The sequence below is a fragment of the Nostoc sp. PCC 7524 genome (assembly GCF_000316645.1).
Taxonomy (GTDB): Bacteria; Cyanobacteriota; Cyanobacteriia; order Cyanobacteriales; family Nostocaceae; genus Trichormus.
In genome coordinates, this window is sequence record NC_019684.1 from 4,084,861 (window position 1) to 4,098,054 (window position 13,194).

The following is a 13,194-nucleotide window of genomic DNA, read 5'->3' on the forward strand; positions in this document are numbered from 1 at the left end:
CAATGACAAAAGGTTACGTAACTAAGAAGCTTTTAGTTGAAGGAAAAGATGATCTGAGAGTTATACCAGAATTGATAGAAAAGAATGGAATCATTTGGGTTGCACCAAACGGTAAACCTGTGGTTTACATACAAGACTGTGACGGTTATGAAAATATTAATGCAGACCTTATAACTACCGAATTGCAAGCATCAGGACTGACTCATCTGGGTTTGATCGTAGATGCTGATGCAGATTTATCTGAACGATGGATCAGCATAAGAAATGCTTGTTTATCAAGTATACCAGACATTCCAGAAGACATACCAAACACAGGACTAATCCATGTCACAAACACAGGAATTAAATTTGGTGTCTGGATTATGCCGGATAACCTAATGCAAGGAATGTTAGAGACTTTTTTAGCTTATATGATTCCAGATGAGAGTGAGCCACTCTGGAAATATGCTCAGGAAGTCGTAGGAAAAGCAAAAGATAAAGGAGCATCATTTATAGATGCTCATCTTGATAAAGCTACAATTTACACTTGGTTAGCTTGGCAAGAAGAACCAGGAAGACAATTACATCAAGCTATCAAGTATAAAATTTTAAATCCCCAACATCCAAAAGCACAGATATTTGTGAATTGGTTTAAGGTTTTGTATGATCTCTGATTTTTTGATGGCAAAAAACAGCGATTAAATAATATAATTATGCAGCTATATTGAGAGTTTAGCTATTAATTATGATTAAAGGATTTTGTTTCAAATTGTAATATGAACAATATTTTAAAGGTGAAAAATTTTAGCCATTATGTTTTTTTATTGGGAGCGATCGCACTCGGTGCTATTTTGCGTTTTTGGCATTTAGATTTAAAGTCTCTATGGATGGATGAGGTGATTACTGCCATATTCAGTTTAGGTAAAAATTATCAGGATTTGCCTTTGGATGTGGTTTTTCCCCTGAACCGGATACAGGAAATTTTTACTTTTAAGTCTGGGGTTAGCTGCTCAGAAATTGCTCATAACATTGCTACTCAATCTACTCATCCACCGTTATTTTTTTGTGGAATGTATCGTTGGTTGGGGTGGCTGACTCCTTTAGGAAACGATTGGGTGACAAAATTGCGATCGCTACCGGCTTTATTTGGTGTGGGTGCGATCGCAGCTATTTATGGTGTCAATCGGATCGCCTTTTCACGAACATCAGGAATTGTCGCTGCATTCCTCATGGCTGTATCCCCCTTTGCTGTATACCTTTCTCAAGAAGCACGACACTATACCTTACCCATGTTCCTGATAACTTTATCATTGCTGGGACTCATGCAAATTCAGCAAGATATTGTTCAAGGCAGGATGAGATTTTGGGTTTGGCTATTCTGGGGAGTTATTAATATTTTTGGTTTGTACGTCCACTATTTTTTTATTCTGGCTTGGATTGCGGAAATTGCTACTTTACTGATAGTCACTTATAGGGGAGAATTTCAGCAAGTAAGTAAGCATAAAATTTTGCTAGCTTTAACTATCTCTACTGGTAGTGTGATTATTGGTTTTCTACCTTGGATACTGGTAACTTTTAGTCATGCTCAACGTTCAGAAACTCACTGGCTACCTTCCCCAATGATCATTGCACCTTTTTATCAAACTCTAATTAATTGGATGTTGATGATCATAGCTTTACCTGTAGAAAATCAATCATTAATAATTACCATATTCTGTGGATTATTAATGTTAACCTTTGCTATTTGGGCTGGGTTAATAATCTTTCAAGGTTTAAAGCAATTGTGGTTACAAGATACAACCCATTTAGCTACATTCACACTAATAAGCTTTACAGGTTTTATATTATTACAGTGCTTTGGTATTGCTTATTTATTTGGTGAAGATATTACTGCAATTCCCCGTTATAGCTTTGTCTACTATCCTAGCTTCTGCACTCTTTTAGCAGCCAGCATAGTTAAAAGTAAAAAACTACAAAGTCAAAGGAAGAAGATAATTACAATTTTTATATTTGTGGGTTTATTAAGTAGTATCTTCGTTGTATTTAATTTAATATTTCAAAAGCCATTTCAACCTGAAAGAGTGGCTCAAAATATGAATCAAAAACCTTCTATTTCTCTCATGTTAGTGGTGACATATGAAAATTATCAAGATGTAGCTTTAGGACTGAGTTTTGCTTTGGCGTTAGAACAAATCAGAAGTCAAACATCTGAGTTTGATAGTTTTGCTGCTTTACAGAGATATCCTAGTTTATCTGCTGTTTGGGAAAAACTTTCACAACTATCCATATCAGTAACATCCCCGCTCAATTTATGGATAGTTGGCCCAGGTATGCGGCGACGGGATTATCCTCAACAGTTGACGCTATCTGAGCAAAGAACTTGCACAATTGATCCTAAACAACACTACCGCATCGGTATTCCTTATCAGCTTTACCGATGTGGTAAGTAGTTGGGGATTGGGGACTGGGGACTGGGTAAAAGTTCTTCTCCTCTGCTCCCCTGCTCCCCTGCTCCTTCCTACTCCCTACTCCCTACTCCCAATTCCCTACTCCCTACTTATATTTATTCATCAATTTGCCAGGAATCTTTAGTTACTTCTTCATCCAAGATTCTGCGAGGGCGAACGATGATAATTACTTTTCCTAAGATGGCAAATTCTGGTTCTGTTTCAAACCACTGAAAATCTAATTCGCCACTGTTATCAATCACAAAGTAACTAAAGTCATTCCATTGACGCTGGGAACGATCTACAACCACTAATACAGGCCCTGGTTGGGTTTGGGACTGGCTAGGGAAGCGATCGCTAGTTGCTAAAATCACTACTGGATCTTCTGCACTCAACAGCACTTGCCAACCTGGTAAGGCTACCCAAGCTTGATCTCCAGCAAATTTTACGATCCGGAATGGTTCAATCTCTTCTATCAGAGGAACTGCTTGTAGTTCTTGTGGTTTTAAAGGTAACTCACCCACTACAGGTACAATCCGGGGTAATTCTTCTTCGGAATCGCAACGAAAAAAGGGAGGAATGGGAGCCGGACGCTGGGAAACAACGGTAAAATCAGTCAGCAACTGTTCGATTTGTTTCCTAGCTGTTTGTGTATGGGCAAAGCGTAAACCCTTAGCAATTAAACGCGATCGCTCTTGCAAATCAGTGTTTTGCCGTGCTAATTTCCACGCTTGATAAGCGACGGCATCCCCAGGATGGTTAGAAAATCCTTCTGGTAAAGTGCGGAAGCGAGAAAAATCTTTCACAGCTTTGGCGACTTCTCGCGCCTCATCAACATCGAGTTTATGTTGGTAAGTCAACTCAGCCGCCGCCGCCCGTTCTTCTTGGGTGAGTAATCGCAATTCATATAAAACATCGCTACCACGCATAGCATAATGCGATCGCGTAGCTGCCGATGCACCAGATTTTTCTAGAGAACTATACACTTGTGCGCCAACAATCACCTGATTTTGTTGAATTGGCTCAAATCCAGTGGCTTCAAAAATTTCTTGGGGGTTGTAACCGTTTTTTTGCAAAGCAGCGATCGCTAATCCCCATTCCACCCAATTACCTTGTTTTTGTCTTAGCTTGAGTAGTAACTCTTGTGCTGAATCATTAGCAGCATTCTCAGAATTGGGTGCGTTGGGTGGTAGGTCAGTCATAATCTAAAATGTAAGCTTCTACTTGAGAGGCTAATTGATACCGCATTGGCAAATATTATTGTAATCTTTTACCGCTCAATATCTCTACACTCTAGCGCCATAGAAAATTTTGCATTATCACTATGACTCATTAAACCAGCAGTAATCATATCAGTACATTCCCGCAAGGCTTGATAGCCATAATCTACTAAGCTGGTTAGCAATATAAATAATTCTTACAAGCAATATCTTATGGCTGACACCATTTCCGACATCCAGATGACTCACCGTCCAATGGCAACTCTAGAAAGACCAAAAAAACTCAAAATATTGGTAGTTGACGATGAGCCAGATAATCTTGACTTGCTTTATCGGACTTTTCGCCGAGATTTTAATGTCCTCAAAGCTGATAGTGGCATCAATGCCTTAGAAGTCTTAGCAGTAGAAGGGGAAGTAGCGGTAATTATTTCCGATCAACGGATGCCAGAAATGAAAGGTACGGAATTTCTCAGTAAGACTGTACCCCAGTTCCCCGACACGGTGAGAATAATTCTGACAGGATTTACTGACATAGAAGACTTAGTAGAAGCCATTAACGCCGGGCAAGTCTATAAATATATTACTAAGCCTTGGGACCCTGGTGAACTCAAGGCAGTTGTGCAGCGTGCAGCCGAAACCTATGACTTACTCAAGCAGAGAACCGAGGAACTACGCCGCGCCAATGCTCAAATGTCCCTACTGACTGTTTTGGTACAGGTAACTCAAGCATCCCAAAGTTTAGAAGCAACCCTCACACCAATCGCCACAGCATTTAATGACAGTTTTGCAGCTGACACTTGTATTTTGCAGCTAGTTGAGGGTAAGGCACTGACTGCAACACAAGGGTTTTACTGTAGTGAAGGTACTGTCCAAAATTGGTTAGAGCAAGATCCACTGACACAGGAAGCGATCGCCACCGGTCAAATTCAAGTTTCCCTAAATATCCCCAAAGACGCTAAATTTGCTAATGTGGCTCATTACCAACACAGTGGTATTCAAGCTCATTTAGTTATACCAGTTACCTACCGTGAGCAGATGTTAGGAGTGTTGTCCCTGCAATGGAAACAATCAATCTCCTTACGAGAAGATGAATTAAACCTGATTCACTTATCAGCACAACTGGTAGCGATCGCCTTAGCTAGTAGTCTCTGTCTTGAAACAAAAGTTTAGTTAACAGTCAATAGTCAATAGTCCACAGTCCATAGTTAAATAACTAATGACCATTGACTAATGACTAATGACTAACGAAATTCGTGCCATTTTTGACCGGATTGCTCCTGTGTATGATCAATTCAATGATTGGTTGAGTCTCGGACAACACCGGATATGGAAAGAAATGGCCATTAAATGGAGTGCAGCTAAACCAGGAGATACCTGCCTAGATTTATGTTGTGGTAGTGGTGATTTAGCCTTTAGTTTAGCCAGACGTGTCAAAACAGGCAAAGTTTACGGAGTGGACTTTTCCGGCAATCTGCTAGCAATGGCAAAAGAACGTTCCCAAACCCAATACCCTCAATTTGAGATTTCTTGGGTAGAAGCCGATGTGTTAAATTTGCCTTTTGATGACAATCTATTTGATGCTGCGACAATGGGCTACGGTTTAAGAAATGTTACAGATATTCGCCGTAGCCTTCAAGAATTACACCGTGTCCTTAAGCCGGATGGTAAGGCAGCCATATTAGACTTTCATCGCCCCAAAAACCAGCAATTTCGCGCTTTTCAGCAGTGGTATTTAGATCATATAGTTGTGCCTATGGCCGAGCGTATGGGGATGAAGGAAGAGTACGCTTACATCAGCCCCAGCTTAGATCGCTTTCCTCAAGGACAAGAGCAAGTAGAATTCGCCCATCAAGCTGGTTTTGTCTCAGCCACCCACTACCCCATTGCGAACGGTATGATGGGAATATTGGTAGTTAGTAAATAGGTAATTGGTAATTGGGCGTAGGGCATGGGGTATTGGAAAGAGACAAGGTAGACAAGGTAGAGGGTGAAGATAGGGTAGAATTGCTTCCTAGTCCCCAGTCCCTAATCCCTAATCCCCTGCTTCCCCAATCCCTAATCCCCTGCTTCCCAATCCCCAATCCCCACTCTTAACCCAAAAAACTGTGGATTGGTCTCATCTGTTACTGTATGTATCTCCCCCTATCTTGGGTGGAATTATTGGCTATTTCACCAATGATATAGCCATCAAAATGCTATTTCGTCCTTACCGAGCAATTTATATTGCTGGGCGACGAGTGCCATTCACCCCTGGATTGATTCCTCGCAACCAGGAACGTTTGGCTAAGAATATTTCTGATACGATCATGGGGTCGCTACTGACACCAGATGAATTGCAAAAACTGGCACGCAGGTTATTAGAAACTGAACGGGTACAGTCAGCAATTTTGTGGTTATTGCGACTAGCTATTGATCAAATTAAAATAGACAAAAATCAGAAAAGTGCCAAAGTTGTGGCGGGGATTCTGCGCGATTTATTGGGGGAATCCTTACCGCGTCTACTGAAAGTTTTGGCGAGACAGGAAGATTTTTTAGAAGCACAAATTAACCAGATTTTTGACCAGATATTACTGGAATTACAATTAAGTGAAGAGCAATCAACACGGTTGGCTGATTGGTTTTTAGAAGTAGTTTTGCCGCCAGATGTATTACGGCAGGCAATTGTAGATTTTTTAACCGATCGCACGATTCAAATTATTGATGAAAGCTTTCGGGAAAAAACCAGTGGTACTTATTGGGTAGTAGCTAATCTGTTTGGTTTGCGGAATACGCTTACAAGACTCAGAACTTTTTGCCTAGATGAAAAAGAAGCAACTAACGCCCGATTGCAGGAATTAATTCAAGATTTGCAGATGCGCGATCGCCTCAAGAAAATCTTGCTGAATTTATCATTGCAAAATTTACCCATTGGTACAGTCCGCCAACTGCGAAAAACCACGCGGGAAACAGTCCGCCAGTATATTCAAACCAGTGGTAGCGATTTGTTACAAGGATTAACTGAGTCTGTCAATTGGGACAATATCGCTAAATTACTATTAAATCGTCTGAGCAATTCACCTGTAGTTCTTAATTCTTTAGAGGTTGTCAGTCAAGAATTGGCACTAATTTTAGAGCGATATTTAGAAAAGGATTTAGAAATTATTGTAGCTCAGGTAATTCCTATTTTATCTATAGATCAGGTAATCGTTGACCGGGTAAAATCAACATCCCCGGCTGATTTGGAAGCAGCAATTGAAGGAATTGTGAAAAATGAATTACAGGCAATTGTCACCTTGGGTGGAATATTAGGGTTTATTGTTGGTTTATTCCAAACAGGATTCTTATTTTTTACTCAACAGTAGAAACGTTGTAATAAAACTGAGACACCACAAGGTTTTTAACCCAATCCCCAGTCCCCAATCCCCAATCCCCAGTCCCTCATCCCCCTAATTAACCGACTGAAATCTATTTTTCATAATTGCATTAATAGCCGTGTAATTTGTTTTATAGTTGGGTAAAGTTTCTTGAGCCTGTTTATAGACAGAACTACTTTTAGGAATAGCTTCTAATAGCTTAATAGACTGCTGCCATTTATCTTTTGCTTGTTGCCAAGCTAATAAAGAAGTAGGAGAAGTTTCCATCAGGTAATTAGCTTCTGTAGCTAATTTTCCGGCTAACTCTAAGTTGCCTACAGCTTGCTTTTCAGTTGCGGCTCTTTTTTTGATGGCAAGATAATTAAGTTGATAACGAATTAGTCTTTCTTGGGCTTGTGCAGATACAGATGTTCCATCAGGAATGGTTTTTAATATTTGTATGGCTTCCTGCCATTTAGATGCAGCTTGTTGCCAAACTGAAAGAGGATGAGGGGGATTTTGTGCGAGGAAAGAAGCTTGCATACCCAGTTTTAAAGCAGATTTAAAATTGCTAACTGCTGTACTTTCCTTAGTAAAATTGAAACTGAATGACTGATTTTGTGGAATATTATCTTTGATTAGCCAACCACCAAAACCCAAGACAGCTAAACTGGAAGCCATAACTAAAGTTCTACGTATAATCTTCGGTGTGTCGAAATTCTGCTTTCTTGTTTGGGTAGGATGATTAATAACTATTGTTGGAGGCTTTCTTGGCTGATGTTTTTGCTCTTTTATTTCTTCACTAAATAAATCAATTTTATTTTGATAATTTTCACAATCATTGAGAATATCAGTCAACTCTCGAAAATTATTATCACTGGATATAATTAATTCATGAGCATCATCTAACCATTCTATAGCAAAGCCAGATTGACCACAAAATGATGAGACAGCTAGTATTATTGTTAATAGATTTTGGCTGTTTTTAATGGTATCAATGACGTAAGTAAGTCGATTTTTAACTTGTAAAACTTCCTCGCTAATATTATTTAATTTTTTTTTGAAAAACCGATTTTTACCTGCTATATTTTGTTCTAAATATTTTTTTATATCTTGAATTTTAATCAACAAACTGGGATATTTAATATTCAAATTAATTTGGTTAACTAAATTAGCATCCACTAAAATATCTGCGGCGATCGCTTGCAACAAATCACCCCATTCCAACCAGCAATTAATTTTGGATTTTAAATTAACTAAAGATATTTCTGTTTCTGGATTGCCAAACTTTTCAGCAATTAATCTGGGGTTGCCAGTAATCGCAGGATTAACTTGTAAAATACTAGGGATTATCAATCCTGTTACCTTATGCTCATCAGGTAGCATACTGATAACAGCACTTTTACTAGCCACAAGACTTAAATTCTGGGTAATCGCTTGTTGAATCTGACGTAGTTGTTCCTGAGCATTATTGATCAGGATAACCTGCTGCATAATTTCCTGAGAATTGCCAATCGTCAGTTTGAGGTGATAAACAATTTTTGGCAGTTCATTAATCAGTGATTCTAAGTCAGCCATAAATATCCCTTGGGGATTAGTTGCAAGTAGATGTAATTAGCCAGAGGTTAGGGGCTAGAGAGATTGAGTAATTAAACTTGAGTTTTATAATCAAAATGGCTTGACAAAACCAAAAACCCCTTATTTGTAGACATTCTGCCCGTATAAGTCTAAAAAATCACAGCAAAGAGATCATAAATCCCATCAACAACAGATTTATAGTTCCCGGAAACTTTGCTAAAGTAACAAGCTCTCCCTCCCCTGCTCCCCCTGCTACCCCTCGCGATTGTATATTTTTTTAGTTGGAAGTCCCCTAGTCCCCCATCCCCAATTGCCCCTTATGCCCAAACCCCAAACCTTATGAATGAAACTGATTTAGCTTTTACCCCAGCATTAGAGTTAGCGCAATTGATTCGCCGCCGGGAAATATCACCGTTAGAGTTGGTTGAAATATATTTAAATCGGATTCAGCAATTGAATCCGCAATTGGGCAGTTATTTTACAGTTACAGCAGATTTGGCGATCGCTGATGCTACAGCCAAAACAGAATTACTCACAACGGCTGCTGAACTACCAGCATTTTTTGGTGTACCAATTTCTATTAAAGACCTCAATGCTGTAGCCGGTGTACCTTGTACCTATGGCAGTCCAGCATTACTGGACAATATCCCAGAATTTGATGATGGAGTTGTCACACGTATAAAACAAGCTGGATTTATTATCCTCGGAAAAACAGCTACTTCCGAACTAGGTTCATTTCCTTACACTGAACCTACAGGATTTCCCCCTGCCAGAAATCCCTGGAATTTAGAATATACCCCTGGTGGTTCCAGTGGTGGGGCAGCCGCCGCAGTCGCCGCCGGATTATGTGCGATCGCCCAAGGTTCTGACGGTGGTGGTTCAATTCGAGGTCCTGCTGCTTGTTGCGGGTTGGTGGGGATTAAGCCAGCACGAGGTAGAGTCAGTAAAGCACCCGTAGGCGATCGCCTCGCAGGACTTGGTGTCAATGGCCCTATTGCCCGTACGGTTGCTGATGCGGCTGCTATGTTAGATAGTATTTCTGGCTACATCACAGGTGATCCTTACTGGCTACCCGATCCAGAACCATCATTTTTAACGGCTGCACAAACCCCTCCAGGGAGTTTGCGAATTGCCTTTGCTACGGATATTCCGCCCTTGGGTGCAGCAGACGCTAACTGTCAACAGGCTGTGTTACATACCGTTAAATTATTAGCAGAATTAGGTCATCAAGTTGAAGAAAAAAGTCTTGATTTTAGTGCGTTAGTCGAACCGTTTCAAATTGTTTGGCAATCTGGAATTGCAGCTGCTGGTATACCACCAGAGGTATTACAGCCTGTAAACCGTTGGCTATTGTCACGGGTTGGAACTGTGGGCGAATACATCCAAGCAGTTTATAAAATGCAGATAGTTGCTCGGCAAATTGTGGCATTTTTTGATACCGTGGATGTGGTGATATTGCCCGTGTACTTACACTCACCTATTCGTGTGGGGGAATGGGCTAATTTAAGTCCTGAAGATACATTCCAACAAATTGTTAACTGGGTTGCCCCTTGTCCTCCAGCCAACGCTACTGGACAACCTGCGATCGCTTTACCTGTAGGTTTTGATAGTAATGGTTTACCCATGAGTGTGCAGCTAATTGGCAAACCTGCGGCGGAAGCCACCATTATCAGCCTAGCTGCCCAACTAGAAGCTGCTAATCCCTGGATTCATCACCGTCCAGGTTTGGTAGTCTAGAGAGACAAGGGAGACAAGGGAGAAGTGTTTACCCAATCCCCAATCCCTACTCCCTACTCTGTAAGTTTGCAACCTTATTCTCCAGTGCAAGGTTACGGGAAAGGGGAGATTATTTTTCATGAAGGCGTTAATCTGTCAAATTTTATACTTTTGTTAGTGACATAATTCAAGTCACCAAAGTAGCAACTACAAGTAAAGAAACTATTGTGCGGTATTTAAATTATTGATAGTCAAAAATCAGAAGCGATCGCATCTGGTGCAGTATCCTCTGAACATATTTAAGACCTACGAAATCCTCTAAAATGTAGGGCTATGTTCCTCATCCCAACATTTATTTTCATGCCAATTACGTCCAGTCTCTTGACAACTGGATTGATTATCAAGCCAAGGAATTGACGTAGCCTGAAATGAAGTATCATTTGTGGCAGCTAGGCAAGATATGAGAAAAGGATAGATAGCCGTAACAGTAGCAACTGTACACGCCATTAATGTGATTGACAATCCACAATATAAAACAGCGTTGCCAGCACGGTTAAGATTTTTCTTTTTATTTGTCAGACAAGTATTTTTTGTAAAACTGGAATTTTGTAGAAACATTATGCAAGCCCTATGAATGTTAATTACTTCATGGGATGCACCCTGAGATTAGTTCCATTTTGTGTTTTAATATATACAATTAACAGGTAGAGATTACTTATTTAAATAATTCGTCTCTAATGAAAGCAATCATCCAATCTCAATCAGTTATTCCACTATGAAATTGTCAAGATATTATCTAGACTTCATGTAGTTTTTATAATTATGCAGTATCTATTAATACTTGAATAGATTATTTTTGTCTGCATACACTGGATGACACACTAATGTAAACTTCTGATGTATCCCGGATATATGCTTTAATCCAGCTTTATGCAAGCAAATTTGTTGACTAACGTGATTTTACCCCTGTCCTTGGCTATTATCATGCTAGGAATGGGTTTATCTTTGCAACCAAAAGATTTTCAACGCGTCACTAAGTATCCAAAAGCAGTCTCAGTAGGCTTGGTAAGCCAGTTAATAGTTTTACCAATCATTGGCTTTTGCATTGCTAAAACTGTACCCATGCAGCCTGTCATCGCGGTGGGATTAATTATCTTGGCATTATGTCCTGGGGGCGTATCATCAAATATGGTGACATATCTAGCCCGTGGTGATGTGGCGTTGTCGGTTACTCTCACTGTGTTGAGTAGTATCATCACAATATTTACCATTCCCATATTTGCTAATTTGGCACTGCAACATTTTTTAGGGCAAGGTGCAGCGATCGCACTACCAATTGGTTCGACAATGTTACAAATATTCCTAATTACAATGGTGCCGATTGGGTTAGGAATGTATATACGCCAGAGGTTTACAGATACGGCTTTGCGCTTAGAAAAAGTAACTAATCGCCTAGCGATCGCCTTACTTGCCCTGATTATTTTGTTAATCTTGATTCGAGAGTGGAATCGCCTCCCAGAATTTATTGTGCAAGTGGGTATTGGGGTGGTGATGTTGAATCTGATTTCAATCTTGGCAGGATTTTTTCTTAGCAAACTATTCCAACTCAATATTGCCCAGCAAATATGTATTGCCATTGAAGTTGGGTTTCAAAATGGCACGCTAGCGATCGCTATCACTGCGGGGCTGCTGAATAATCCAGATATGGCAGTTCCTGGTGCGATTTATGGCTTGTTTATGAATTTTACTGGTTTTGCCATCATTAGCTATGGCAGAAAATTATTTGCCACTAATTCCATGAGTAGAGATTTAGTAGGTAAAGTCTAAGGGCAGCATCAAAATACACAGGTATTAACTACAAACTGGGCGATCGCATAGATAATATTTGTGGAATCCCCAGTCAGGTGCGTCAGTCAGATAAACCCTTAGCAGACAGAAGACATCTCCAAACAAGAATGTAGAGACGTTCTATAGAACGTCTCTACAAGGTTTCTGGAAAACGCATATTGAATTTCTGGAGATGTCTAGAGAAATTATTTGTACTGACGCATTCTACCTATACCTCCAGCACGTTAAGCTGGATGAAGGTAGCAATTCATTGCACTTTTTAGATTAAATTGTCTATCCCTGTTATTTTTAGATTTTCCCTGCTTGAGAAACCTGGAATGCTAGACCAAATTTTTGACTACCTGCACTTTCATCTCAGCATTGAAGCTTCTATAGTCCTGCTGATATTGATATTTTTAGAAGCAGTGCTATCTGCTGACAATGCGATCGCTCTTGCAGCCATTGCCCAAGGACTAGAAGATAAAAAACTGGAACGTCAGGCGCTGAACATTGGTTTAGTCGTTGCTTATGTGCTGCGAATTACCTTGTTGTTGACTGCTACCTGGGTACAAAAGTTCTGGCAATTTGAACTCTTGGGTGCTGCATACCTTCTATGGTTGGTATTCCAACACTTTACCTCGGAAGAAGCTGAAGGCGAACATCACCACGGGCCGCGTTTTACTTCTTTGTGGCAAGCAATACCAGTAATTGCCTTTACAGATTTAGCCTTCTCTTTAGATAGTGTCACAACTGCGATCGCAGTATCTCAAGAAAAGTGGTTAGTGCTAACGGGGACAACCATAGGCATTATCACCCTGCGCTTCATGGCTGGCTTATTTATCCGTTGGTTAGATGAATTTGAAAACCTAGAAGATGCAGGATACATCACCGTTGCCTTAGTGGGGTTACGCCTGTTATTGAAGGTAGTAAACGAAGATTTTGTCCCACCAGAATGGGTAATGATTACCGCGATCGCTCTAATTTTAACTTGGGGATTTGCCAAACGCACTCTCACAGAAGCACCCCAAGTAGAAGCAGAAAAGAGTGAAGTAACGAAGTGAGGGAATGGGGACTGTTAAGAAGCAGGGGTGCAGA

10 protein-coding genes are annotated in these 13,194 nt (G+C 40.2%); 8 read left to right on the top strand and 2 right to left on the bottom strand.

Annotated features, from left to right (window positions below; all coding sequences use genetic code 11):
- The first annotated feature begins 2 nt into the window (after positions 1-2).
- Positions 3-653, top strand: a complete 651-nt coding sequence (locus tag NOS7524_RS16230) for a DUF3226 domain-containing protein (protein ID WP_015139568.1) — start codon at positions 3-5, stop codon at positions 651-653.
- A gap of 102 nt (positions 654-755) precedes the next feature.
- A complete protein-coding gene (locus tag NOS7524_RS16235) occupies positions 756-2,429 on the top strand; it encodes a glycosyltransferase family 39 protein (protein ID WP_015139569.1) in 1,674 nt (557 codons plus the stop codon).
- A gap of 113 nt (positions 2,430-2,542) precedes the next feature.
- Here NOS7524_RS16235 and NOS7524_RS16240 read toward each other — a convergent pair whose 3' ends face one another.
- Positions 2,543-3,628 (bottom strand): RuBisCO accumulation factor 1, encoded by a 1,086-nt coding sequence (locus tag NOS7524_RS16240; protein WP_015139570.1) that lies wholly within the window; start codon positions 3,626-3,628, stop codon positions 2,543-2,545.
- A gap of 231 nt (positions 3,629-3,859) precedes the next feature.
- On the opposite strand from NOS7524_RS16240, the gene NOS7524_RS16245 reads away from it, so the two are divergent.
- From NOS7524_RS16245 to NOS7524_RS16255, 3 genes are all read left to right on the top strand, one after another.
- Positions 3,860-4,816, top strand: a complete 957-nt coding sequence (locus NOS7524_RS16245) for a response regulator (RefSeq protein WP_015139571.1) — start codon at positions 3,860-3,862, stop codon at positions 4,814-4,816.
- A 67-nt stretch (positions 4,817-4,883) separates the two neighbouring features.
- Entirely contained in the window at positions 4,884-5,570 is a 687-nt protein-coding gene (ubiE, locus tag NOS7524_RS16250; protein WP_015139572.1) for a bifunctional demethylmenaquinone methyltransferase/2-methoxy-6-polyprenyl-1,4-benzoquinol methylase UbiE, read from the top strand.
- A gap of 181 nt (positions 5,571-5,751) precedes the next feature.
- Positions 5,752-6,987 carry a DUF445 domain-containing protein gene (locus NOS7524_RS16255; protein ID WP_015139573.1) on the top strand — a complete coding sequence of 412 codons (1,236 nt, stop codon included), beginning with the start codon at positions 5,752-5,754 and terminating at the stop codon, positions 6,985-6,987.
- Between the two features lie 84 nt (positions 6,988-7,071).
- Here NOS7524_RS16255 and NOS7524_RS16260 read toward each other — a convergent pair whose 3' ends face one another.
- The gene (locus tag NOS7524_RS16260) at positions 7,072-8,556 is read right to left on the bottom strand and encodes a hypothetical protein (protein WP_015139574.1); all 1,485 of its coding nucleotides are present in this window, start codon (positions 8,554-8,556) and stop codon (positions 7,072-7,074) included.
- 339 nt (positions 8,557-8,895) lie between these two features.
- On the opposite strand from NOS7524_RS16260, the gene NOS7524_RS16265 reads away from it, so the two are divergent.
- The 3 genes from NOS7524_RS16265 (at position 8,896) to NOS7524_RS16275 (ending at position 13,160) form a co-directional block, all read left to right on the top strand.
- Positions 8,896-10,293 carry an amidase gene (locus NOS7524_RS16265; RefSeq protein WP_015139575.1) on the top strand — a complete coding sequence of 466 codons (1,398 nt, stop codon included), beginning with the start codon at positions 8,896-8,898 and terminating at the stop codon, positions 10,291-10,293.
- 909 nt (positions 10,294-11,202) lie between these two features.
- Positions 11,203-12,099 carry a bile acid:sodium symporter family protein gene (locus NOS7524_RS16270; RefSeq protein WP_015139577.1) on the top strand — a complete coding sequence of 299 codons (897 nt, stop codon included), beginning with the start codon at positions 11,203-11,205 and terminating at the stop codon, positions 12,097-12,099.
- Between the two features lie 338 nt (positions 12,100-12,437).
- On the top strand, positions 12,438-13,160 hold the full coding sequence (locus NOS7524_RS16275) for a TerC family protein (RefSeq protein ID WP_015139578.1): 723 nt from the start codon (positions 12,438-12,440) through the stop codon (positions 13,158-13,160).
- Positions 13,161-13,194 lie beyond the last annotated feature (34 nt).

Excerpts from the sequence above, each read along its gene's own strand:
- NOS7524_RS16230 (WP_015139568.1), top strand. The coding sequence starts at position 3 with ATGACAAAAGGTTACGTAACTAAGAAGCTTTTAGTTGAAGGAAAAGAT.
- NOS7524_RS16235 (WP_015139569.1), top strand. The coding sequence starts at position 756 with ATGAACAATATTTTAAAGGTGAAAAATTTTAGCCATTATGTTTTTTTA.
- NOS7524_RS16240 (WP_015139570.1), bottom strand. The coding sequence starts at position 3,628 with ATGACTGACCTACCACCCAACGCACCCAATTCTGAGAATGCTGCTAAT.
- NOS7524_RS16245 (WP_015139571.1), top strand. The coding sequence starts at position 3,860 with ATGGCTGACACCATTTCCGACATCCAGATGACTCACCGTCCAATGGCA.
- ubiE (WP_015139572.1), top strand. The coding sequence starts at position 4,884 with ATGACTAACGAAATTCGTGCCATTTTTGACCGGATTGCTCCTGTGTAT.
- NOS7524_RS16260 (WP_015139574.1), bottom strand. The coding sequence starts at position 8,556 with ATGGCTGACTTAGAATCACTGATTAATGAACTGCCAAAAATTGTTTAT.
- NOS7524_RS16265 (WP_015139575.1), top strand. The coding sequence starts at position 8,896 with ATGAATGAAACTGATTTAGCTTTTACCCCAGCATTAGAGTTAGCGCAA.
- NOS7524_RS16270 (WP_015139577.1), top strand. The coding sequence starts at position 11,203 with ATGCAAGCAAATTTGTTGACTAACGTGATTTTACCCCTGTCCTTGGCT.
- NOS7524_RS16275 (WP_015139578.1), top strand. The coding sequence starts at position 12,438 with ATGCTAGACCAAATTTTTGACTACCTGCACTTTCATCTCAGCATTGAA.